The following is a 22,105-nucleotide window of genomic DNA, read 5'->3' as shown; positions in this document are numbered from 1 at the left end:
GGAGTGAATTCCATGCAAAGCAGCCTGACAGCAAGTATTTTGAGTTACTTAAAATTACTAGACCCAACTGTAAATCGCTGTAGAATGGAAAAACGGCAAAAAGATTGGTGGCCAAAGAGGTCTAAATCTTTATCAGCTATTAAAATACTCTTGTTCTCCGCTACGCCTCTGCTTATTACCTCAACGACTCTAGTATCAATAGCAGCCCCACAAAAAATTGCCCAAGTAAATCCTGGAAATAGCATCAACCGCCCTAGCCTGAAAGTTGGCAGTCAAGGCGAACGTGTGGCTGAACTTCAGGCAGCTCTGAAACTTTTGGGTTTTTATTCTGGTGCAGTAGATGGTATTTATAGTGAAAATACAGCTACTGCTGTTTCCCGATTTAAACAAGCAGCTGGCTTGAATCCAGATGGCATTGTTGATGCCAGCACTTGGCAACGACTTTTTCCTAATCAACCAGTAGCAGCATCAACTGCCCCTTCATCCCAGCCAAGATTTAACTCAGCGACAAATTTTCCTGTTCCAACCCAGGCTAGTAACCTCACCAACGTTGGAAATCCCAACCCCAACCCTCCCAGACAAGCTGTAACACAAGTTCCCACTAGACCAGAACCAAAACCTACTACCCCAAAAAAAGCTGTAACCCAAGTTACGAACAACCCTGAGCCAAGACCTGCTACTCCCAGAAAAACTACAACTTCTAGCACAAAGAAACCGCCTAAGCGTACTACATCAACTACTAGAACTCAGTCAAACACAACTACAAAACGAACTCCTGGTATTCAATACACCTCAGAAGGATTGCCAATTTTGCGTATAGGATTACGTGGTTCTGAAGTTGTTAAGCTGCAACAACAACTGAAAAAGCTTGGTTTCTTGAAAGGTGATGCCGATGGCGACTTTGGCGAGACAACCGAAGCAGCAGTGAAAGCTGCACAAAAACGCTATGGTTTAGAACCTGACGGCGTAGTTGGTGGCTCTACCTGGGAGGTTCTTTTGCGGCGTTAGGCATAGTATGAGCATAGCCAGCATCTCCTTTGCGTGTAAGCAAAAACGCTGACAAAATGCTCCGAAGTTCTGATATAGCAAGGGACTGGGGACTGGGGACTGGGGACTGGGTGAAAAGCCTTTTTGTGTCTAAGTTTTATCGTCTGTTGATGTCCTAACCACCTTGACTGTTGCTATAACTTATTTCTTTTTTGGAAATCCCCAAGTTACAGAGGTTTTTTAACTTTAATAAACCTCTGTAAGGGTTTTGCGCTTCACAGCATTTTTTATGAATTTAACTAAATCATCGTAATACCATTTTGAAAAATGATTGTGACACATGGATTCACACCAAGCCAGACGCACCAAGGCAATTCCCAATCTAAAATCTAAAATCCAAAATCTAAAATGGTATAAGTTCCCCACTTAAATTGTACTCAGGTCGGTGTGGGTAGTTCACTACGGTACATCCTGCAATACGATAAAGATATACCGATTAGAAATATCTCTCTTGGCAGTACTGAAAAATTACATTGATTTTAGGCTGATAAAAGATGATGGCAACTTTAGGAGTCAAGCACAACAACACTCGATAGTGTTACAAATCACAACTGGCAATAGTGAAATTAATTAAACTTACTGCTAATTCCTCTAAAAAAACTTATGCAACACTTTTTATTAACTTGGCTCGGTACTGCGGTGGCGTTATTCATTACAGCTAATATCGTTCCGGGATTCTTTATCAAGAATTTTGTGACTGCCTTAATTGCTGCCTTTGTAATTGGTTTGGTTAATGCATTTATTAGACCAATTTTGCAGATTTTGACGTTTCCAATTACCTTGCTCACCTTTGGTTTATTTACATTAGTGATTAATGCCTTAGCCCTTTGGCTGGCAAGCGTCCTAACTCCTGGTTCTGGTTTTGAGATTCAGGGCTTTTTACCTGCTTTGTTAGGTTCAATTGTACTAGCAATTGTTTCTAGCATCATTAACTATTTTTTGAGAGTTGTTGACTAGAAAATTAAGGAACTTTTGTAATACTAATAATATTTAAAGCTTGGGCAACAGCAAGAGTTACCGCTCCTGGTTGTCCTTGTATTTGGAAAATTTGTTTAGGAACTAAAAACTTCACTCGCAATTCCTCGATATTTGTAAAGGGGAAAACAGTCGAAGATGTGAGTTGAGAAGCTGCAAGAATAGCAGCTGCCTCTGCTACGCTAGGTGTACCTAGTCGATCGTCGATAATTGTAGCAGGGTTGGGGACACAGACAGAGCGAAGTATTTCCGCAGAAAAGGTTTTTAGGGGCAAATTGCGGAGGCGACAAAGTTTGACTAAGCCAACTTCTGAGGCTTTAGTATCAATGGTAGCAATACCTGCGATCGCACTTGGAAAAAGTTGATTTTCTCGAAACACTTGCTCAATTGCCCCATCAATCAACTGCCATGAGGTTCCCCGTTTACAACCGATTCCTACCCATAAAACCTGTTGCACTTGGTATATTTCCTTACTCAATTCGTCAGGGTTTACTCCAACAGCCAACCAAATAAATCTCCTACTGTCAGCCTCAACTCACTTGCAAAATCTGGCACAGGGAGTAAACCTTCTAGTTCATCCAACATGACTGGCTGTTGATTGCGGATGTACACAAATACCGTTTGTTCTTCTGGATCGATCAGCCAACCCATTTGTGTTTCATAATTCAGGCAATGCAGAATATTTTTTGTAACTTTCGTTTGTCTTTGGTCAGGTGATAGAATCTCAATAGTCCAATCAGGAGCGGCTGAAAATAAATTTGCTACCCTGCCGTTTTCTTTGCGAGGTATTCTCTCGCAGGTAAATACTGCTACATCCGGGACAATTGATCTGCCACCAAAAGTACACCGCAGTTCTGGATATGCTCGTGCAACTTTTTGGGGTTTCAATACAGCATTAATAAAAATAATCAATTCACCTTGAATAGTGCTATGTTCTCCCTGTGCCATTGGTTTTTGAATAATTTGACCATCGATGTATTCATTAGCGGGCTTTGTTTCTGGTAATATAAGAAACTCTGCCAAAGTTATGTTTTTTGATGGTGTCCGTACCATTTGCGATCGCCTCCAGTCCAGCAATTCTAATTAAAAAACCGCAAAGTACACAAAGAAGCTTTAACTTAACTCTTACTCTGCGTACCTTTGCGCTACCTCAGCGTAACTTTGCGTTAAAAAAAATATTACATCCTCTCCAATACCTGAATTCCCAATAAAGATAATCCCAACTTCAGAGTTCTAGCAGTCAAATCACACAGAATCAAGCGAGATGTGCGCTGCGGTTCTTCCGCTTGTAGTATAGGACAGCGATCGTAAAATTGGTTAAACTTTTGACTCAGTTCAAACAAATACTCACATAAACGATTGGGCAACAAATCTTGCTCTACACTACTAATAACTTCATCCAGTTGAAGTAAATATTTTGCCAGCGCTAATTCTGTTTCATGCTGCAACAAAACAGCATTATTTTCCAACTCTTTAAAGTTAATATCACCCTTGCGGCTAATTCCATAAATCCGTGCATAAACATACAGCATATAGGGCGCAGTATTACCTTTGAGATCCAGCATTTTGTCGTAGCTGAAGATGTAGTTACTGGTGCGATTTTGGCTTAAGTCTGCATACTTAACTGCGCTAATTCCAACTACCCTAGCAACTTCATTAATAAATTCTTCAGTTTCAATACGTTCTTCTTTTTGTAATCTAGTTTTTAGGTCAGCATGGGCATGAGAAACAGCTTCATCTAATAAATCCCGCAACCGCACAGTATCACCAGAACGAGTTTTGAATTTCTTACCATCTTCTCCTAACACTAACCCAAAGGGAACATGCACTAATTCGACATCATCGGGTATCCATCCGGCTTTGCGTGCGACTTGGAAAACTTGAGTAAAGTGGTTTGCTTGTCCAGCATCGGTTACATAAATTATCCGCTTTGCTCGATCCTGCTGAATCCGGTAACGGAGAGATGCTAAATCTGTTGTGGCATAGTTATAGCCACCATCTGATTTCTGGATAATTAAAGGCAAAGGTTCACCTTCTCTATTTTTAAAGCCTTCCAAGAAAACGCATTTTGCCCCTTGGTTTTCTACCAGTAATCCAGATTTTTCTAAATCTTCCACAACTCCTGGTAGTAAGGGATTGTAGAAAGATTCCCCGCGTTCAGTTAACTTGATATCCAGCAACTCATAAATTATTTGAAACTCCCGCCGTGACTGTTCGCACAAAAGTTTCCAAGCATGGAGTGTATCTTCTGCACCTGCTTGTAATCTGACAACTTCTTGGCGTGCTGTTTCTTGAAAAGCTTCATCGGCATCAAACCGCAGTTTGGCTTTGCGATAAAAAGAGACTAAATCACCAATATCTAAAGCATTCGCGGTGGTAAGAGCGTCTGGGTAAACTTCGCGCAGATAGGCGATTAACATCCCAAACTGCGTACCCCAATCACCCACATGATTTAACCGCAGCACATCATGTCCAAGAAATTCTAAAATCCGGGCGATGGAATCACCAATAATCGTCGAACGCAAGTGTCCAACGTGCATTTCTTTGGCAATATTGGGACTGGAAAAATCCACAATTTCCCGTTTCGGCGTTTTCGCAGCTGGAACTCCCAGCCTGGGATCGGTTTGAATCGCGTTTAATTGTGCTTCTAAGTATGCTGTTTTCAGTTTCAGATTGATAAATCCTGGGCCAGCGATTTCTGGCGGTTCGCAGATTTCGGATACATCTAGTTTCAGGGCGATCGCACCTGCGATCGCTCTTGGTTGCAATCCTAACTTTTTACTCAGGGATAAAGCCACATTCGCCTGATAATCGCCAAATTTAGGATTGCTAGCAGGAACCAAAATTGGATCTACTCCAGCGAAGTCAGCGCCAAAAGCTGCGACTAAAGCCTGCTCTAAGAGAGTTTTTAGTTTTTCTTGTGTAGCGTTCATATATAGATTTTATCTGTGAAAGGGGGAATGTAGCTCTGGAAAAGCTTGATTATTTTAACCTTAAAAGATATTCATCAAGTCTAAGCAAAGACTGTCATTTTAAGGTAGAACCCCCTTAAATTGTCTCCCATCCTCGGCATAACTTCTAGATTCTGACGATACCGAAGTCGATTTTGACAGACTACTAGTTAATCAAGTCAACTAAAGCGTAGTACGTAGTAAACACTTTAGCGCTTAAAACAAAGACTAAACTTATTTACCCAGGTTTCATTGATTTAATAGATTACTACGTTTCCCAACGTAAGTACGGAGATCATCTCTATTTTTATAGCAGCGTATTAACTAAGCCTTGGCTTCGTTGATACGGATGACGGCACACCATTACTTATCTACCTCATTTAAATGAAAATGCCTATAGATTAAGCTTTTAGCTTTTCACTGTAGAAATTGCATATCTGATTTTCATAAAAAGTATATATTATTCATGAAGTTTTAATCATACATAAGTTTAACTACTAAGTGTTGATAACAGTATCATACTAGATAAAAATTCTTTTTTTTTCAGTGAAAGCACTTTAGATAAAGCGCTATTTAAATATACTAGCAAAAGTAAATAGACAGATTGACGTTACAGAAGTCTAGCTGTTAGAAGTAAGAGACAACTGAAGAGAGATAGCTGCTCAAAAAGCATTATCTAAATTGTTTTTCCTACTTAATGGCTCATAAAATGAAACCTAATTTATTCACTGCCTTGATTGCCGCTACAGCTACATTAACCGGATTAGTTTCCAAAGTAGAAACTGCATCTGCTGCTGATTTTAATTGGAATAGTTCATGGACTCAACCAACTGTATATAATAAGTCTCAAACTGGTTTTAACGACGCTCCTTTTCAACAATTTGTCCAAGCAGAAAGTGCTGCCCTTCCAAACAGCGGACAATTTAAATTAGACCCCAGTAAATTAAATCTAAAATACGACCACGATGTTTCTGTTTATTTTATTAATGAGGGCGCAGGTTATAGAAACCAATTAGCCTTTGAAGCTACAGGAACTACTAACAAATCTGGGCTGCTTTTTAATGATATTTCTTGTGAAGGGACTGGATGTGTTGGTGGCTGGGGCGGTAACGCACTAAAACTAGGTGATGGGGTCAAAGTTGGTAATGTTACCGCAGGTACTCAACTAGATTTATGGTTGAGAGCTGATGGTTTGAACCGTGGCAACTCTGCCAATATCTTTGGTACTGACACTGCCTCTAACGCTGACGGACTACAGCACGCAGTTGCTTATGCTTACAACAACTACATCCTCCTGGCATTTGAGGATTTATACGGAAATTTATACGCTTCAGGGGTAGATTCTGCAACTGGTAAGTGGAACGAAAGTTCCGATCGCGACTTTAATGATGTTGTCGTCGTTCTTGATGTTGGTGAGGCAAATGTTAAAGCGTTAATTGGTGCTACTGTTCCTGAACCATCTGTGACTCTATCAATGTTTGCGGTGGGAGCAGTTAGTATGTTTGGATTGCGCCGTCGCCGTCAAAGTCGCACTTCTAACTAAACTTTGAGACGGTGCTAAATATAAACTGCATTTAGTTTCATTGGAAAATAACAAGCAATCGCATTTTCACCCGTATAAATAATGTACGGGTGATTTTACGTTTGTAGTGGCATTTATATTTTATTTATTGCGATCGCGTTCTAAATCATCAATCACTTTTTGCAAATACCACTCGTCTGACATCCCAGGATGGTAATCTTTGTTTTGCTGAATCAATCGTTCGGCAATTTCCCAATATCCTCCAACCATTCGTAAAAGTCGCTGACGTAGCAGGTGATATTTTTGCTTTTTTGACTCTGGACTAAATTTCTGGATTTTTTCGAGGCTATTTAAGACTTGTTGATAATTTTCCCAGTCTTCTTGTTCGCAAAAGATACTCCCCGCCCGTTGATAATCTTCCACGGCGTTTTGTATTTCTTCTAAGCAAGTATAGGCAATGCCGCGATTGTAGTAAGCTTGAGCATCATCAGAATTAATTTGCAGCGCTTGGGTGTAATCTTGAATTGCACCGAGATAATTACCCATTGCCCGATAGACATTACCTCTGGCAATATAAACTAAGCCATCTTCGGGTTGCATCTGGACTGCTTGGTTAAGATCCGCGATCGCACCTTGATGATCTCCTAAAACAGAACGGGCTTTACCTCGGTTGCGATAGACAATGGCATCTTGAAAATTTAATCGTAATGCTTGATTAAAATCTGCGATCGCTTCTCGATAATTCCCCATTTTACAACGCACAACTCCACGACAGCAGTAAGCTTGGGCATCTTGCGGATCGGCTTTTAATACCCAGTTTAAATCGGCTAGTGCTTCTTGAGTATCTCCCTTTTCAGCCTTTTCTAATAATTGTGTGAAATAATCATTGGTCAATAAAATTGGCTCATTAGTGGAACGCGATTCCTCAAGTACAGGTAATTCTTTTGGTTGTAGCTGTTTAATTCGTTCCAAAGACAGACGACAATTCTCTTTATCCTGTTGCTCTAGATATAACCCAGCAGCTTTTTTAAAGTTAGCGATCGCATCTTGAATATAACCTTGTTTGCGCCGCACCATTCCCCGCAGATTATAAGCAGCAGCATAATTGAGATTGAGACGAATCGCATGTTCTACATCATCTAGCGCCCCCGGTAAATTTTTCAGCGCTACTCTAGCCAATCCCCGGCAATAATATGCCTCTACACTCTCAGGATTCAGCTTCAGGGCTTCGGTATAATCTGAAACAGCTTTCAGGATTGCTCCTGAGTCATAATGTGCTAAACCCCGTTGTAAATAAGCTTCGCTAAAGTAAGGTGTCAGTTGTAAAGCATGGTTAAATTCCTCAATTGCTCCCGCGTAATCTTTTCGCCTAGCCTTTTCCAATCCCCGATTGTAAAATTCGTCATTCATGGCATTTGTTTGGTTTATTCAGTTCATTGAATTCCAGCAGACTTCTTTTGTAGCCTAACCTATGCACTCATCTTCATATTTTAAGTATATTTCATATTTTTTCTGAAATAAAAACAACACGCTATCCTAAGTTGTGATAAATGAAATTTATCTAATAGAATATTGTACGCGTTCAAATTCTAGAGTTAAGTTTAATTAAAACATCACTAATTATTTATACTAATGAAAATTAGAACTATTACAACAGGTATATCAATTCAATCTCTCCAATATCAGGAAAAAATTAAGCAAGCTGCTGAGTTTAATCAGCAGGTGCAGATTTTGTTTGAAAAACAAGGATATGAAGTCCAAACAACTAGAATTGCTACTAATAGCTGGGAAGATTATCTGCAAGGCTTATCTAAAATCGAAATTATTAATGAAATTCAAGCTATCGAACAACTTTGTCAAAGTTTGAATATCAGCTTTTTCAATATTGGTTATGCTAGCAAATCGGAAACTATAGATATAATTCCAGATATCAATAAAAATACATCAATTATTTATTGCTCTAGCAAAATAGGGGACAGAGAAAACGGGATAATTTTTGAGAATGCTCAGGAATCTGCCAAAGCTATTAAACGTATTTCCCAAGAAAGTGAAAATGGCTATGGTAACTTTCATTTTTGTGCATGGGCAAACTGCCAGCCAGATATCCCATTTTTTCCTACGGCATACCATACAGGCAATACATCTTTTGCTATAGGTTTAGAGTTAGGCGATTTGGTAACGCAAGCATTTTCACAAGCTAACAATATTTCTACAGCAGAGCAAAACCTGCAATTACTTTTAGAATTAGAATTAAAGAAAATCGCAGTTATTGCTGAAAAAATCTCCGATAAATTTGCCGTTATATATAAAGGAATTGATACATCTCTAGCTCCATCTTTAGATAAAGAAAATAGTATTGCTTTTGCTTATGAAAAATTGATGAATGGCAAGTTTGGGCATTCAGGAACTCTCGCAATTTCTGGGATGTTGACTCGCGTCTTGAAAAATGTATCAGTAAAAACCTGTGGTTATTCTGGACTGATGCTTCCAGTTTGTGAAGATGTTGGACTAGCTACCAGAGCTAATGAGCAAACATATAATATTACAAATTTATTATTATATTCAGCAGTTTGTGGCTGTGGACTAGATACAGTTCCGATTCCAGGTGATATCACAATAGAAAAAATTACAGCTTTATTAATTGATATGGCAACTTTAGCTATCAAATTAGATAAACCACTATCAGCACGATTATTTCCAATTCCAAATAAAAAAGCTGGGGAAATGACTACATTCAATTCCCCATATCTCGTAGATTGTAAAATATTTACGGTTGACTAAAATTATTCTGAAAGCAAGCTGGGAGAAGTTAGCACAAAAACATCTCTACTTCCTTGAGCATCAATCTGTGGTTTGATCGGAGTGGTAAAGTGGAAAAAATCACGATCGTTGACTAATAATAGTTCTCCCGGATTTAGAACTTTGCTAAACACGGGCTTTTGTTTTTTGTCAGTATATAGATGTGTTTCTCCACCTTGAATATTATCTCTATCTACTGAAAATATACCGATAAAATCAGTACCATCTTGATGGATACCTTCAGGTGCTGGATTACCCAAATTATCCGCCGAACAAATAGTTCTAATTTGATGAACTCCGATTTCAGCTTCAGGATGAAGTTTACAAGAATCACTGAATGCTAAGACAAGATTCTTAAAAATATCAAGTTCTATAAGTGCATCTTCTAATTCTGCAAACTCTCTTTTTATGTCACCTACTAATGGATTATACTCTTTACTTTGAAAGAGGTAGCCATGAGGTAATTTGATTAATTGATTTCCATAAACTGTAAACCGAGATAATCTTCTGGAACGATAAGTGCCTTTGATATAAGGGTCAATAGGCATATTACTAAAAAATGCCTTAAAACCTTCTGGATTGATAGAATTTACCTTTCTGAGAGTAAACAGAAAAGCATATTCTAATTCCGTTGCTGTCCACACTTTTTGCATAGGATTTACCTCCTTGCACGTTGAAATTCTCCCAGATTTTTATGGGAGGCTTGTAATACTTAGTATATGCTACTTTTTATTACTATGTTGTCAATTTGACTACAAAAATTGACAATCCATGATATATAAAGTTACTCAAATGCTGTCGCAGGGCGGAGTAGCTGCTGAAAAGATTTGCAGATATGGGTTTGGTGGGCAAAGAATCGACGTATATTTACAAACAGCAACAAGGTTCCATAATGATAGATTGGCTTTACAAATACCCACCTTTGTATCCCGGTATTTTACTCAAGCGTTACAAGCGGTTTTTTGCTGACGTTCAACTGACTTCTGGCGAAATAGTGACAGCACACTGTCCCAACACAGGGCCAATGATTGGAGTATCGACACCTCTAAGTGCAGTACAGCTTTCCAAAAGCGATAATCTTAACCGCAAATTGGCTTACACTCTAGAACTAATTCAGGTACATGACAATGAGCCGACTTGGGTAGGCATAAATACTTTTTTGCCCAATCGGGTGGTAAAGCTAGCTTTGGCGAAACATCTTTTTCCAGAATTGGGCGACTACAGCCAAATCAAGGGCGAGGTGGTTTATGGGCTAGATAAAAAAAGTCGAGTGGATTTTTTCTTGACGGGAAGTGATGAGGAACGCCCGATTTATTTAGAAGTGAAAAATACAACTTTGTCTGAGGGGAGATTAGCTTTATTTCCTGACACGGAGACTACAAGAGGACAAAAACACTTGCGAGAACTGATGGCACTGTTACCTTTGACTCGTGCGGTGATGCTTTACTTTATCAATCGCGGTGATTGTATCGAGTTCTCCCCTGGCGATCGCACAGATCCTATATATGGTAAATTATTGCGGGATGCGATCGCTCTCGGTTTAGAAGTTTTACCTTGTCGTTTTGAAATTTCCCCCGAAGGTATCCGTTATTTGGGTTTAGCAAAACTAAAAATTTGATTGCATTTAATTAAGAGAGACTAGCAATTGCAAAGTTTCTACACGCATAAAGCAATAAATCCATCTAGACAGCATCTAGATGGATTTGTTGGTAGTTGATGTTTACTAAAAAATATTCAACCAGACTGTCATGAAGAAATGACTATAGGTAGTCGTCACCCCAAAAATAGCATTCGCTATTCTGACGTTGGGTTATGCAGGAATCAAAACTGTGTCAATGACGTGGATGACACCGTTATCAGCAGCAACATCTGCTGTTGCAACTGTTGCATCATTGATCTTAACGCCATTAGAAGCGTCAATTTTTACATCTGAACCTTCAACTGTTTTAGCTGTTTTTAGCTTAACTACATCAGCAGCCAGTACCTTGCCTGAAACAACATGATACGTCAAGATTTTCTTGAGCTTGGGAATATCTTGAAGTAATGCGTCTACTGTACCTGCTGGAAGCTTATTAAATGCTTCATCGGTGGGTGCAAAAACGGTAAATGGCCCATCACCTTGAAGTGTATCTACCAAACCAGCTGCTTGGATTGCTGCAACTAGTGTGTTGAAAGAACCATTGTTAGTGGCAGTGTCAATTATGTTGGCCATGTGTTTTATCTAGTTCTGTGTAACTTGTTACAAATCTAAACTATTTACTTAATAAAATCTATCTATCATTAGGCGTATGTCAAATCATTTTTGTTATTGATATTATAAAAGTTTACATATATTTTTCTCCAAGTAAAGAATTATACGTATATCGTCCAGGTGGATAAGTTATGGGCACTGCTGAATGCCATTAAGACTCAGAGCCATCAACTATTGGAGGAATAGTTGTCACTGCTGGTTTATTAGGAATATGGCTGAAGAAAAAGAAAGCAATTAGCTAGAAAGAACAGTCCTTTTTTTACCTTTTGGAAAAGAACAGATCGTAAATCCCTCAAACTACTGTGCAGTAGTTATGAGGGATTTGGTCATCTTCCACTAAAACGGCGATCGCTCTAATATATCGATCTAATTCTCGATAATTTAGAGTCGCTGCTTGTGTTTTACACCGATCGCTACTATTGCTATTAATTTGCAATTGTTCTTAGAACTTTAAAGCAACTTAGCTAAGATAGCAAGTAATTTTAATTAAAAACTATTATTGTCTTTTTCTCACAAAAACATTCCAAAAATATATCAAAAGATAGATGACTAGGTTTAAATAAAGTTAAACAACTTAGTTTTTGCTATGCAAATAGCTTAAAAGACTTATATATTTAGTCAGATTTATAAAATTCAGAAGTTTTGATAAATGCTTGCTCAGGTGTAGGCTTTATGATAATGTCTCCTAATAGCACTAGAATTAGATGCAAATCAGTCGCAGATAGCTTTTGAGAATTTCTAGAACTAGTGTTAAGCATTATCGATAATATACAATCGCTCGTCTATTCGGCATCTGTGGGATTAATGCTACTTCAAAAGCATTATTTCCACGCTAGTAAGTCGCTGTGAATATTTATCATCAGGTTCAGGCAGGAGGCAGGAGGCAGAAGGCAGAAGGAAAGAGGGTTTTAGTCCACTTTACTTTTATTAACATAGTTTGATTTTTCCCGCCTGTTCTACTTAGTATGGAATTTTTATCAACTTATGGTGGCATAAACAAAGGCGCTGAGATGCCACTGTGATACGTTCATGTTCTTTATGTATGTTGCTAGTGAGTATGGATTTAATGTCTGTTTGTTACGAAATATAGGCGAAAGTCACTAAATTTTTCTAGTCAAATTAATTTAATCGAATCATCATGTTGAATATTAGAATTTATTTGTGGCAATTCGATCGGTCAATACTAAAAAGAAAATTTTCTAGATTTTTAGCTTTTATCCTCAGTGCCATTTTAGTTGTAGTTTTGGCAAATAACAGTTTTGCGACTGCACCCAAAACTACAGAGATATTATGGGATACTTACGGCATACCGCATATATATGGTAAAGATGCTCCAAGCGCTTTCTCTGCATTTGGTTGGGCACAAATGCAGAGTCACGCTAACTTGCTGTTGCGCCTCTATGGTCAAGCTAGGGGAAAAGCAGCCGAATACTGGGGAGAAGAGTATTTAGAATCTGATAAATGGGTACTGACGATGGGAGTATCCGATCGTGCTAATTCTTGGTATCAGGCACAAAGTCCAGCTTTCCGTAGTTATATAAATGCCTTTGCCAGTGGGATAAATACTTATGCCAAAGCCCATCCTGATTTAATTGACGAGCAAGTAAAAATAGTATTACCTGTAAAACCAGAAGATGTGTTGGCGCATTTGCAAAGAGTGCTGAATTTTACTTTTGTCGTCAACCAAGAACAGGTAGCAGGTATTACTCATACTCAATCGGAAGCTGGTTCTAACGGTTGGGCGATCGCACCTAAGCATTCTGCCAGTGGCAAGGCGATGTTGCTGGCAAATCCCCACTTGTTTTGGTCGGATTTATTTGTCTGGTACGAAGCCCAAATTACTGCCCCAGGAATGAATGCTTCTGGAGCAGCGCTGGTGGGAATTCCAGTTTTAGCGATCGCTTTTAACGATTATTTGGGTTGGACTCATACCGTCAATACTCATGATGGTTGGGATGTATATAAGTTGAAATTAGCTGATGATGGTTATCTTTTTGATGGCAAAGTCCGTCCTTTTACAACATCAAAGTTTTTGTTAAAAGTTAAGCAAAAAAATGGCTCGTTAGTCGAACAACCATTATTAGTCAAAAGTTCCGTCCACGGTGCAGTCGTTCAAGAAAAAGATGGGTTTGCTGTGGCACTGCGGGTTGTCGGTACAGACCGTCCCGGTGTGTTGGAACAGTGGTGGGATATGGCGCGTTCCCAAAACTTAACCCAATTTCAAAAGGTATTGAAACGCTTGCAACTACCGATGTTTACTGTCATGTATGCAGACCGAGAAGGACATATCATGCACTTATTCAACGGTCTGGTGCCGATTCGTCAACAGGGAGACTTTCGATATTGGGAAGGTTTAATTCCTGGCGACACATCGAAAACTTTGTGGACAAAAATGCACCCATACAAAGATTTACCGCGTGTAATTGACCCGCCTAGCGGTTGGTTACAAAATGCTAATGATGCACCTTGGACAACGACTTTCCCCGCTGTCATCAAAGCAGATGATTACCCTGCTTATATGGCTCCACGAGGAGAGATGTCTTTCCGGGCACAAAGTTCTGCAAAAATACTGGCTGAAGATCCAAAAATTTCTTTTGCGGAAATGATTAAGTATAAACATTCCACCAAAATGGAACTTGCAGAACGCATCCTCGATGATTTAATTCCCGCAACTCAAAAATATGGCGATGAATTAGCCCGTCGTGCTGCTGATATTTTAGCTGCTTGGAATCGCAATGCTGATGCTGATAGTCGAGGCGCGGTATTGTTTTCTTTTTGGTGGCAAGAAATGGATAAAAACCAAACCTTCAGTATTCCTTGGAGTGAGAACTCGCCGCGCACCACACCCGATGGTTTAAAAAACCCAGAAAGTGCGGCGAAAGCGCTGCAAATAGCTGCGGCGAAAGTCGAAAAAGCTTATGGAAAGCTAGATGTTGCTTGGGGTGAAGTCTTCCGAGTGCGTAGCGGAAACTTAGATTTACCTGCCAATGGTGGCGATGGGGATCTAGGAATATTCCGCGTCCTCAATTTTGCTCCAGCTAACAATGAACGCTTTCAAGCTGTCGCTGGTGATAGTTATGTTGCAACCATTGAGTTTTCACAACCAGTAAAAGCAATGGCTCTCATCAGCTACGGTAACGCTACTCAACCTGGTTCGCCCCACATTACTGACCAACTACCACTGTTTACTCGCAAGCAATTGCGTTCTGTTTGGCGAACTCGGAAAGATGTACTAGCACATTTGGAGGAACGCAAAACTTTTTGAGAACTGCGCTAACCATGAGTTATGCATCAAAAGCCTGCCTGTACAGTTTGAAGATTGTTCTTTTGATAACGCTTGTTAGTATTTCTTTACCAGCGTTGTCAGAAAACAAACAACTGAATAATGATGAACCACAAATTCTTCAGACTGAGATTAGCGATCGCATCAAATGGCAGATTCTGATTATATTGCAGCTGCAACAGAAATGCTAAATACAAACGCACGCGATCGCTTTTGGTAATATTGGTGGGTGCAGCAATGTCTACTCTAGTGCAATTATGCAGGGTGTGACTCGTAACCCATTGGCCGATCCTGGTATTTTGGGGGTGAATGCAGGTGCAGTTTTTGCTGTAATAATTAGTATTGTTCTATATTGGCAAGGTAATTAGTTATGATTCTCATAGTACTTGCACTCTACGCGCCAGTTGCTCATGCCATGACCGCGCTGGCTCCTTTTAATCCCCTATCTACCTGCGGTAAGGGAAAGCAAAGCGCTGATTTAGTGGGGTGGGGTTCTTTGGGTTTAATTAAGTCATCAAGTAGATATGATATTACATACTTACAAAATTCTCAAAGATTCTCTTAAGTTTAATTATGTCAATGTCATTATCGAGCGATAATTTACATTACCAACTGTCAGCAAAGAATTTGACTTTGGGTTATGATAATATAACTATTATTAAGGATTTAGATTTAAATATACCACCAGGAAAAATAACTGCTTTAGTTGGGGCAAATGGTTCTGGAAAATCCACTTTATTACGAGGTTTAGCAAGATTATTAAAACCTCGCGTTGGCACAATTTATTTAGATGCAACAGATTTATTTAAGCTATCAACAAAAGATGTTGCTAAAAAATTAGGAATTCTTACCCAAGGACCCGTTCCACCAGAAGGATTAACCGTTCGAGATTTGGTAGCTTGTGGAAGGTTTCCTTATCAAAATTGGTTGCAGCAGTGGACAAAAGAAGATGGAAAATTAGTAGAACTAGCGTTAGAAATTACTGGAATTAAATATTTGGCAGAACGCGAGTTAGATACTCTTTCTGGTGGACAGCGACAACGTGCTTGGATTGCAATGGCATTGGCTCAAGATACAGATATTTTATTGTTAGATGAACCAACTACTTTTTTAGATTTGGCGCACCAAATAGAAGTTTTAGATTTATTGTATGATTTGAACCAAAATCAGCAACGAACGATTGTCATGGTGTTACATGATTTGAATCACGCCTGTCGTTATGCTGATTATTTAGTAGCGGTGAAAGAAGGTCAAATTTTTGCTGTTGGCAAACCTAATTTGGTGATTACTGAGAAGATGGTAAGGGAAGTGTTTGGATTGGAATGTCGGGTTATCCCAGACCCGGTTTCCGGTACACCGATGTGTATACCAGTGGGAAGAAAGGGGAGAACATAGAAACAAATCAAAACCTTACACAGCAGAATACAGTTTAGTTAAGCATTTCTTCTTTCTTGTCTTGCAGAGTAGGGAATAAGTTTTGTAATTAGCAGCGATCGCAAAACATCTCGCAGATATGCAATGCTCTCTTCTGAAATTAAATTGCTGTATTTATTGCAGATATCTAATACAGTGGAGAGCGATCGCCTTTGATGTCCTTTGATGTAGATTGTGATATCTCCAGAGATGATAACGGTTTTCAAGTAATTGAACTACGCCACTCCCTACTCCCCGTCTCATTTATGGTCTAAAATCATTTTCTTGTAATCAACCCTCTAGATTGCTCCACTAGGCGAATAAACTCACCCCGATAACCCTCCTGGTCTTCCCCCTTCCCTTGGGTTGCCAATTTCATCACCAAATCATAACTAGCATCTCCCTTATACTCAGAGTCACGCAGCACCATCCCAAAGGTCGCTACCGCAGCAGCAAATCTCAGATTTGTGGAGGGGTCAGTTCTCAAATCATCATCTTGGATGGTTTGGGTAATTAGTTGACTGGTGCTGTCTTGGGGCGACTTGTAGCGCAGTTTCACCTGCATCAACTCATTACCAGCAGCATCCGAGACAGTTTCACCAGAACGCTGATACCGCAAAGGATCTATCTCTGGCAGTTTCACATCGCTTTTTGTACCAGTGGGAATTATTTCATAAAGCGCTGTTACAGAATGACCAGCCCCAATATCGCCTGCATCTTTCTTGTCATCATTGAAATCCTGGTTTTGCAGCAAGCGATTTTCGTAACCAATCAAGCGATATGCTTGAACTTTCGCCGGATTAAATTCCACCTGAATTTTTACATCCTTGGCAAAGTCACGGTTATTGACTATTTACAAGCCGCTACAACTATAGTATCCATCGTCTGGCAATGGTTAAAATGCAGCTATTGCCAATAAAAATGTATGGTGCAAAGTCTGTGTTTTCATTTTCATCATTTACAAGACAGTAGAAAGAAATATTTTGATTAGGCTGACCGAACATTTTAGGTATTATTCTCTTAAGAAATATTTCCAAATTTGGCTCATGCCCAAAGTTACTCATCCACATCTCAAATGCATCTTGATTTAAAAATTCAGAGTGGCGATAAACATCCAGTTCATCCCAAAATTTGCCGAATGAATAGTGTTCCATCTCTGGATATAAACGTCTGCTAAATTTCAATAAGTTTGCAATATAAAGAGTGCTAATTCGGTCTTTATCGTAGCTGTGATTTATGGGTTTAGCAAACACTGTTATCTCGCCCATGCTGCTACGACCCCAGTATAAAGTTCGGCTATTCACACTATTTACAAACGCACTAATAACTTCATATGTATTTGGCTCATGGCAAAAGTTTGGGAGCAAGCACATTTCTCCTAACAAAATAGCTTCGTCAAGATGCAATCTCGCCGCTTCTCCAAATTGCCGAATACAAAGTGAAAGTTTATCCATATTTTGGTAGTGATGCATAGTAATGATTTATTGTCGTAGAGAGGCATTATAGTGATGAACGAAATACCAGACTGCCCCAATGTGGTTGTCTATTGATTTTGAGGATGACAATGTTTTACGGACTAAGCGTTAGCAACTCGATCCTGCACAGATGAGCCAGACGGAATACTAAGGGGTGGGGCTGTAGGTAAGGGTTGAGTCTTTTGGTCAGACTCAGTTTGAATACGTTCTCTGGTAGGCTGATTCAAAGTGATGGGACTAGGAGCTTCCAATTCCTCTATCGGACTTTTTAGGGTTGCTAACTCCGGTGCAAATTCTGACTGCAAGCGTTGCAGAATTTTCATATCTGCTGCGGTAACTATCTTGGGATCGGTCGCTATTAGCTCATTGCTCCGATTCACACAGGCATTCAAGACTGTAGCAAATTCAGTTCGGGTTACAGGAAGAGTGCCAAAATTTTGGACGGGAACGACACAACTATACTGTTTTACCAATGTCTGGAGTGCTTGGTAGTCAGGGTGATTGGGGAGAATAGAAGTTTTTGGAGTAGAACTGCCAGCATTCTGATTGGCTGGAACTGCAACCGTAGCAGACTGGCGTAAAACGGCAATTCCTATTGAGGGTATCAATAAAAACAATATTACAATACTGACTCGCTGCCACATTTTGGATGGAATCGGGTAAGACACGGCTAAATCCTCACACTAAATTTCTTCTGTCACATTTGACTATTTACCTACAGGACTTACGCAAAATAATGAAAAAACGAACCGCATTCGCGCAGCGTCTCGTCAGAGAAGGACACAAAGGAATGAGAGTTTCAGAGAGTTATTGCGTAAGTCCTAACCTAGAATAGTCCTGAGCAGCTTGGGATTTGATGACCGTTTCAGTTTTGGTAACTGTAACTTATACAACACTAATCATTCCCGTCTAGCATTAGGGAATATCACAGTGTTTCTTCCAAAAGTGGATACTCCCGGCGTGAAGTTTGTTGAAGTTGTATTAGTTGTAGTTAGGAAACATCATAAATCGGGAAACCTGGAAATAAAGTTTTACCCAATAAATAAAAACTAATGGATAAACAGCAAATTATAAAACTGCTAATTGGTGATTTGACTTGGCAACGGCTGGTTAAATCTTTAATCTTTATCTATCTATTTTTTGCCGCATTTGTATATTTTCGGGCAGATAGCATGATTTTTTTGTCTCAGCCTTCTAGCTATCAGGATGATCCAAAAATTCTGAAGTTAAAGAGTGGGAAAGATACTAATATCTCAGCCATATATTTATTGAACAATCAAGCTAAATATACTATTCTTTATTCTCATGGTAATTCTGAAGATTTAGGAGATATCAAACAGATCCTAGAAAAATTACACGCTTGGGGTTTTAGTGTTTTTGCTTTTGATTATCGCGGTTATGGTACGAGTCAAGGAAAACCGACAGAAAGTCATGCATACGAAGATATCAATAGCGCTTACAATTATTTGACCCAAAATTTAAAAATCCCGCCTGAAAGAATTATAGTTTTAGGGCGTTCAGTTGGCGGTGGTTCTGCGGTAAATTTAGCAATGCAGAAACCTGTAGCTGGTTTAATTATTGAAAGTTCGTTTGTTTCCGCCTTTCAAGTAATAGTACCTTTTCGGATTTTACCTTTTGATAAGTTTCCCAATCTAGACAATATCAAAAAAGTCAAATGTCCGATATTGGTGATTCATGGAAAAGCAGATAACATAGTTCCTTTTGCTCATGGAGAAAAGTTGTTTAATGCTGCAATATCTCCAAAGCTTTCTTTGTGGGTTGAAGAGGCAAATCATAACGATTTATTCTCGATAGCTGAAGAAAAGTATCGTCAGACTTTGCAGGAGTTTACTAACCTTGTCAAGGCAAATCAACAATTATCCCGTCCGAGTAAATCGTAATTGCTCAGAGCTATAGTAGTACAGCTGATAACCCAATACGCTTGGGTTAGCGCTAATTGTGTAGGTTGGGAGCCATTGCGCCCTTGCGGTTTAGCGACTTGTCCGCGCAGCGCGTCTCCTTTTCTCCCAAAGCTACGGTGTATAAACATCTTGGTAATGAAGCCCAAACTCTGGATTTACCTATCAAAAATTTTTAACAGGATTACGGAATTGAGATGACATCGCTTGAAGTCATAATCATCAGAACACAAACTGACTGCGTTCACTGAATTTTTTGCTTGTTCAACTCCAAGCAAGAAATCTTAAAACAGCCAAATAATTAAAGCTATTAAGGAGATAAATGAACATGAGCGAGAATAATAATCCACAACCCAAAACAAAAAAACAACCTCCTAATACTATAGGAAAACCACCTAAGACTGAATTTATTAACTCCAATCAACAGTCCACAAGATCGGAATTATCAGATAAATAATTTTTTTACCCAAATATTTTATTTATAGCTCAATACGCTTGGCTTAAGGGTTATCGGTGTAGATAATTGGTCTTTTGAGACGCGATTTATCGCGTCTCTACATGAAGATTTTGTTGCTCATCCTGAAGTGTATTGATTTATCACTATAAAACGAATTCTAGTTTAGGAGACAATAAGAAACTAGAAGTCTGACGAAAATATTCACTTGCTGCTAGATTTAGGGAACCATTGGTTCCCATTTTTTTTCATCTCTAATCCCATTTTTGATTGATTTATTGCTTTGATAAAGGTAGGCAAATGGTAAAACAAGTTCTACCTGAGTGCGATTCAAATGAAAGCGTACCGTGATGGCGATTTTCTACAATTCGGCGAACGGTTTCTAAACCAAGTCCTGAACCATGTCCTACTGATTTGGTGGTGAAGAAAGGTTCAAAAATACGGGTTTTAATTTCAGGTGGAATTCCACTGCCAGAATCGATGATGTCTATATGGGCATAGCGATCGCAGTGGTGTGTTGTAATTTCTAGCAGTCCTTTACTATCCATTGCATCAATGGCGTTGTCAATTAAGTTTGTCCACACTTGATTTAGTTCGCTGCCATAGGCAAATATTTTTGGAAGACTTCGATCGTAATTGCGTTGCACTTGCACACCGCACTTGAGTTTATGAGCAAACAATCGCAAGGTATCTTCCAAGCCTTGATGTATATCTACTTCTTGCTGAGTGCCTTGATCGAGGTAAGAATAAGACTTCATCGCTTGCACAAGTTCGGAAATCCTCTCAGATCCTCGCAAACCATGTTTAATCATCGACATGACTTCAAAGGAAAGCGCTAGCCAGTGCAATCCCATTTCTCGCAATTCTGTGTCGTCGTTGCGCCAACGTTCCATGAGTTGCTCTAGGGTTTCAACCTCAACACCACCTTCCGCTAAAGGTTCTGCCAATTTCCATGCTTGGTTTACACCATAGTCTTCTAACCATTCCAGCAATATGTCTTCGCGATCGCTTAGTGTCACCGGATCTAGGCGATTATTCAAAATCGCATCATAGCCTAGATCGCGTACTCTCAACCAGTGTTGAGTATGGGCTTCGTCAACATTGCGTTGCCCATAAACTAAGTTCATTCGTTGTAACTCTAAGATGGCGGTTGGCATTTCTTTTAAAGTCCGAACCAAGGCTGCGGCTGGGTTGTTGAGTTCATGAGCAAGACCCGCAGCAAGTGTCCCTAAAGCTGCCATCTTTTCCCGCCCACGAATGAAAGACTCTAGCCCCCGGACACGACGTTGCATAATTCGGAAGACCATCCGCTCAAAATCACGACATTCATGCAGCAGTTTGCGGAAGTCTTCTCCCTTCATTTCATAGATGTGGCAATTTGAAAATGCCCGCATTGTCACAGGTGCAGGTTCATCTGTGAGTACTGGAATTTCACCAAAAAAGGATGGAGCTTCGTGTTGCCCAATCGGAATTTCCACTCCTTCACTGCGGCGGGTCATGTTGATTTTACCTTTGACTAAGATAAATAAGCGACATACAGGGTCTCCCTCATAGGACAACACATCTCCGGGGGAAAGTTCAACTGTTTGAGCGCGATCGCAAACCCACTGCAATCGTTCTTTGGGAAGTTGTTGAAATGGGTCTAAGTTGATTAATTCCTCAACACATAACATCGATTAACCTCCTTGAGTGAGCAGGGGGGTAGGGGAGCAGGGAGCAGGGGGGCAGGGGGCAGGGGACAGCAGAGATAAGAAAGTAGGGTTATATAGGTGGGTTTCTTTATGGAGAATTTTGGCTTAAATAGTTGAAGAAGGCTTTGTATAGCACAAGCCTTGGTGGTTAGGACATTAACAGATGATAAAACTTAGACACAACAAGACTTTTCACCCAATCCCCAGTCACCAGTCCCCAGTCCCTTGCTATATCAGTTTATCAGAATGCGCAAAAAACCCGATCCGTTTATAACCCTCTTCTGTCACTTTCCGAGTATTCTGAATAAAAGGATTAAAAGAAAAA

General features: G+C 39.6%; 23 protein-coding genes and 2 pseudogenes. 12 read left to right on the top strand and 13 right to left on the bottom strand.

The features are described from left to right. Positions 1-12 precede the first annotated feature (12 nt). Positions 13-1,008: a peptidoglycan-binding domain-containing protein gene (locus tag RMY64_RS07405; RefSeq protein WP_322682703.1), complete on the top strand. Its 996-nt coding sequence runs from the start codon at positions 13-15 to the stop codon at positions 1,006-1,008. Between the two features lie 642 nt (positions 1,009-1,650). Then, the gene (locus tag RMY64_RS07400; RefSeq protein ID WP_094347683.1) at positions 1,651-2,004 is read left to right on the top strand and encodes a phage holin family protein; all 354 of its coding nucleotides are present in this window, start codon (positions 1,651-1,653) and stop codon (positions 2,002-2,004) included. Between the two features lie 4 nt (positions 2,005-2,008). On the opposite strand, the gene RMY64_RS07395 is transcribed toward RMY64_RS07400, so the two are convergent. The 3 genes from RMY64_RS07395 to argS all read right to left on the bottom strand — a co-directional run bounded on the left by RMY64_RS07395 (position 2,009) and on the right by argS (position 4,955). Beyond that, on the bottom strand, positions 2,009-2,527 hold the full coding sequence (locus RMY64_RS07395) for a cobalamin biosynthesis protein (RefSeq protein WP_322699717.1): 519 nt from the start codon (positions 2,525-2,527) through the stop codon (positions 2,009-2,011). After that, entirely contained in the window at positions 2,512-3,075 is a 564-nt protein-coding gene (locus RMY64_RS07390; protein ID WP_322699716.1) for a Uma2 family endonuclease, read from the bottom strand. Before RMY64_RS07390 ends, RMY64_RS07395 begins: the two co-directional genes overlap by 16 nt. Before the next feature lie 125 nt (positions 3,076-3,200). Continuing rightward, positions 3,201-4,955, bottom strand: coding sequence for an arginine--tRNA ligase (gene argS / locus RMY64_RS07385; protein WP_322699715.1), 1,755 nt, complete (start codon positions 4,953-4,955; stop codon positions 3,201-3,203). A gap of 727 nt (positions 4,956-5,682) precedes the next feature. Between argS and RMY64_RS07380 the strand changes: the two genes are divergently transcribed. Beyond that, positions 5,683-6,516 (top strand): DUF4114 domain-containing protein, encoded by an 834-nt coding sequence (locus RMY64_RS07380; RefSeq protein ID WP_322699714.1) that lies wholly within the window; start codon positions 5,683-5,685, stop codon positions 6,514-6,516. A gap of 120 nt (positions 6,517-6,636) precedes the next feature. On the opposite strand, the gene RMY64_RS07375 is transcribed toward RMY64_RS07380, so the two are convergent. Beyond that, positions 6,637-7,905, bottom strand: coding sequence for a tetratricopeptide repeat protein (locus tag RMY64_RS07375; RefSeq protein ID WP_322699713.1), 1,269 nt, complete (start codon positions 7,903-7,905; stop codon positions 6,637-6,639). 222 nt (positions 7,906-8,127) lie between these two features. On the opposite strand from RMY64_RS07375, the gene RMY64_RS07370 reads away from it, so the two are divergent. Then, positions 8,128-9,276, top strand: coding sequence for a DUF711 family protein (locus tag RMY64_RS07370; RefSeq protein WP_322673079.1), 1,149 nt, complete (start codon positions 8,128-8,130; stop codon positions 9,274-9,276). Positions 9,277-9,278: 2 nt separating this feature from the next. Here the strand turns inward: RMY64_RS07370 and RMY64_RS07365 are convergent, their stop codons facing one another. After that, positions 9,279-9,947, bottom strand: coding sequence for a 2OG-Fe dioxygenase family protein (locus RMY64_RS07365; RefSeq protein ID WP_322673080.1), 669 nt, complete (start codon positions 9,945-9,947; stop codon positions 9,279-9,281). Between the two features lie 239 nt (positions 9,948-10,186). On the opposite strand from RMY64_RS07365, the gene sfsA reads away from it, so the two are divergent. Further along, positions 10,187-10,912 carry a DNA/RNA nuclease SfsA gene (gene sfsA, locus RMY64_RS07360; protein WP_322673081.1) on the top strand — a complete coding sequence of 242 codons (726 nt, stop codon included), beginning with the start codon at positions 10,187-10,189 and terminating at the stop codon, positions 10,910-10,912. 192 nt (positions 10,913-11,104) lie between these two features. Here the strand turns inward: sfsA and RMY64_RS07355 are convergent, their stop codons facing one another. Further along, complete coding sequence (locus RMY64_RS07355; RefSeq protein ID WP_322673082.1) at positions 11,105-11,506, bottom strand: fasciclin domain-containing protein; 402 nt, start codon at positions 11,504-11,506, stop codon at positions 11,105-11,107. Positions 11,507-11,709: 203 nt separating this feature from the next. Here RMY64_RS07355 and RMY64_RS36775 point away from each other — a divergent pair. After that, positions 11,710-11,787, top strand: a pseudogene (locus RMY64_RS36775) (hypothetical protein); the annotation flags it as partial. Between the two features lie 50 nt (positions 11,788-11,837). Here RMY64_RS36775 and RMY64_RS07350 read toward each other — a convergent pair. Further along, positions 11,838-11,981, bottom strand: a complete 144-nt coding sequence (locus tag RMY64_RS07350) for a hypothetical protein (protein ID WP_322673083.1) — start codon at positions 11,979-11,981, stop codon at positions 11,838-11,840. A gap of 702 nt (positions 11,982-12,683) precedes the next feature. Between RMY64_RS07350 and RMY64_RS07345 the strand changes: the two genes are divergently transcribed. The 5 genes from RMY64_RS07345 to RMY64_RS07325 all read left to right on the top strand — a co-directional run bounded on the left by RMY64_RS07345 (position 12,684) and on the right by RMY64_RS07325 (position 16,223). Further along, positions 12,684-14,810, top strand: a complete 2,127-nt coding sequence (locus RMY64_RS07345) for an acylase (protein WP_322699712.1) — start codon at positions 12,684-12,686, stop codon at positions 14,808-14,810. Between the two features lie 62 nt (positions 14,811-14,872). Further along, positions 14,873-15,019: a hypothetical protein gene (locus tag RMY64_RS07340; RefSeq protein ID WP_322699711.1), complete on the top strand. Its 147-nt coding sequence runs from the start codon at positions 14,873-14,875 to the stop codon at positions 15,017-15,019. A gap of 66 nt (positions 15,020-15,085) precedes the next feature. Then, positions 15,086-15,196, top strand: a complete 111-nt coding sequence (locus tag RMY64_RS07335; protein ID WP_322673086.1) for an iron chelate uptake ABC transporter family permease subunit — start codon at positions 15,086-15,088, stop codon at positions 15,194-15,196. Positions 15,197-15,198: 2 nt separating this feature from the next. Continuing rightward, positions 15,199-15,393 carry a hypothetical protein gene (locus tag RMY64_RS07330; protein WP_322699710.1) on the top strand — a complete coding sequence of 65 codons (195 nt, stop codon included), beginning with the start codon at positions 15,199-15,201 and terminating at the stop codon, positions 15,391-15,393. Between the two features lie 8 nt (positions 15,394-15,401). Further along, positions 15,402-16,223 (top strand): ABC transporter ATP-binding protein, encoded by an 822-nt coding sequence (locus tag RMY64_RS07325; protein WP_416212134.1) that lies wholly within the window; start codon positions 15,402-15,404, stop codon positions 16,221-16,223. A gap of 38 nt (positions 16,224-16,261) precedes the next feature. Here RMY64_RS07325 and RMY64_RS07320 read toward each other — a convergent pair whose 3' ends face one another. The 5 genes and pseudogenes from RMY64_RS07320 to RMY64_RS07300 form a co-directional block, all read right to left on the bottom strand. Next, positions 16,262-16,468 carry a hypothetical protein gene (locus RMY64_RS07320; RefSeq protein ID WP_322673087.1) on the bottom strand — a complete coding sequence of 69 codons (207 nt, stop codon included), beginning with the start codon at positions 16,466-16,468 and terminating at the stop codon, positions 16,262-16,264. Between the two features lie 50 nt (positions 16,469-16,518). Next, a complete protein-coding gene (locus RMY64_RS07315) occupies positions 16,519-17,094 on the bottom strand; it encodes a YfbK domain-containing protein (protein WP_322673132.1) in 576 nt (191 codons plus the stop codon). A gap of 16 nt (positions 17,095-17,110) precedes the next feature. Continuing rightward, positions 17,111-17,695, bottom strand: a complete 585-nt coding sequence (locus RMY64_RS07310; RefSeq protein WP_322673088.1) for a hypothetical protein — start codon at positions 17,693-17,695, stop codon at positions 17,111-17,113. A gap of 27 nt (positions 17,696-17,722) precedes the next feature. Further along, positions 17,723-17,824 (bottom strand): annotated as a pseudogene (locus RMY64_RS07305) (IS1 family transposase); the annotation flags it as partial. After that, positions 17,818-18,384 carry a hypothetical protein gene (locus tag RMY64_RS07300; protein ID WP_322673089.1) on the bottom strand — a complete coding sequence of 189 codons (567 nt, stop codon included), beginning with the start codon at positions 18,382-18,384 and terminating at the stop codon, positions 17,818-17,820. The pseudogene RMY64_RS07305 and the gene RMY64_RS07300, both read right to left, overlap by 7 nt. A gap of 384 nt (positions 18,385-18,768) precedes the next feature. On the opposite strand from RMY64_RS07300, the gene RMY64_RS07295 reads away from it, so the two are divergent. After that, positions 18,769-19,617, top strand: coding sequence for an alpha/beta hydrolase (locus RMY64_RS07295; protein WP_322673090.1), 849 nt, complete (start codon positions 18,769-18,771; stop codon positions 19,615-19,617). A 747-nt stretch (positions 19,618-20,364) separates the two neighbouring features. Here RMY64_RS07295 and RMY64_RS07290 read toward each other — a convergent pair. Then, entirely contained in the window at positions 20,365-21,762 is a 1,398-nt protein-coding gene (locus RMY64_RS07290) for an ATP-binding protein (protein ID WP_322699709.1), read from the bottom strand. Between the last annotated feature and the right edge of the window lie 343 nt (positions 21,763-22,105).

The sequence above is a fragment of the Nostoc sp. DedQUE08 genome, assembly GCF_034530895.1.
Taxonomy (GTDB): Bacteria; Cyanobacteriota; Cyanobacteriia; order Cyanobacteriales; family Nostocaceae; genus Nostoc.
Note: the sequence above shows the minus strand (reverse complement) of the source record. Positions and strands in the feature narration are given on the sequence as shown.

Coding starts and splice junctions, on each gene's coding strand:
- RMY64_RS07405 (WP_322682703.1), top strand. CDS start 13: ATGCAAAGCAGCCTGACAGCAAGTATTTTGAGTTACTTAAAATTACTA.
- RMY64_RS07400 (WP_094347683.1), top strand. CDS start 1,651: ATGCAACACTTTTTATTAACTTGGCTCGGTACTGCGGTGGCGTTATTC.
- RMY64_RS07390 (WP_322699716.1), bottom strand. CDS start 3,075: ATGGTACGGACACCATCAAAAAACATAACTTTGGCAGAGTTTCTTATA.
- argS (WP_322699715.1), bottom strand. CDS start 4,955: ATGAACGCTACACAAGAAAAACTAAAAACTCTCTTAGAGCAGGCTTTA.
- RMY64_RS07380 (WP_322699714.1), top strand. CDS start 5,683: ATGAAACCTAATTTATTCACTGCCTTGATTGCCGCTACAGCTACATTA.
- RMY64_RS07375 (WP_322699713.1), bottom strand. CDS start 7,905: ATGAATGACGAATTTTACAATCGGGGATTGGAAAAGGCTAGGCGAAAA.
- RMY64_RS07370 (WP_322673079.1), top strand. CDS start 8,128: ATGAAAATTAGAACTATTACAACAGGTATATCAATTCAATCTCTCCAA.
- RMY64_RS07365 (WP_322673080.1), bottom strand. CDS start 9,947: ATGCAAAAAGTGTGGACAGCAACGGAATTAGAATATGCTTTTCTGTTT.
- sfsA (WP_322673081.1), top strand. CDS start 10,187: ATGATAGATTGGCTTTACAAATACCCACCTTTGTATCCCGGTATTTTA.
- RMY64_RS07355 (WP_322673082.1), bottom strand. CDS start 11,506: ATGGCCAACATAATTGACACTGCCACTAACAATGGTTCTTTCAACACA.
- RMY64_RS07345 (WP_322699712.1), top strand. CDS start 12,684: ATGTTGAATATTAGAATTTATTTGTGGCAATTCGATCGGTCAATACTA.
- RMY64_RS07335 (WP_322673086.1), top strand. CDS start 15,086: ATGCAGGGTGTGACTCGTAACCCATTGGCCGATCCTGGTATTTTGGGG.
- RMY64_RS07330 (WP_322699710.1), top strand. CDS start 15,199: ATGATTCTCATAGTACTTGCACTCTACGCGCCAGTTGCTCATGCCATG.
- RMY64_RS07325 (WP_416212134.1), top strand. CDS start 15,402: ATGTCAATGTCATTATCGAGCGATAATTTACATTACCAACTGTCAGCA.
- RMY64_RS07310 (WP_322673088.1), bottom strand. CDS start 17,695: ATGGATAAACTTTCACTTTGTATTCGGCAATTTGGAGAAGCGGCGAGA.
- RMY64_RS07295 (WP_322673090.1), top strand. CDS start 18,769: ATGGATAAACAGCAAATTATAAAACTGCTAATTGGTGATTTGACTTGG.
- RMY64_RS07290 (WP_322699709.1), bottom strand. CDS start 21,762: ATGTTATGTGTTGAGGAATTAATCAACTTAGACCCATTTCAACAACTT.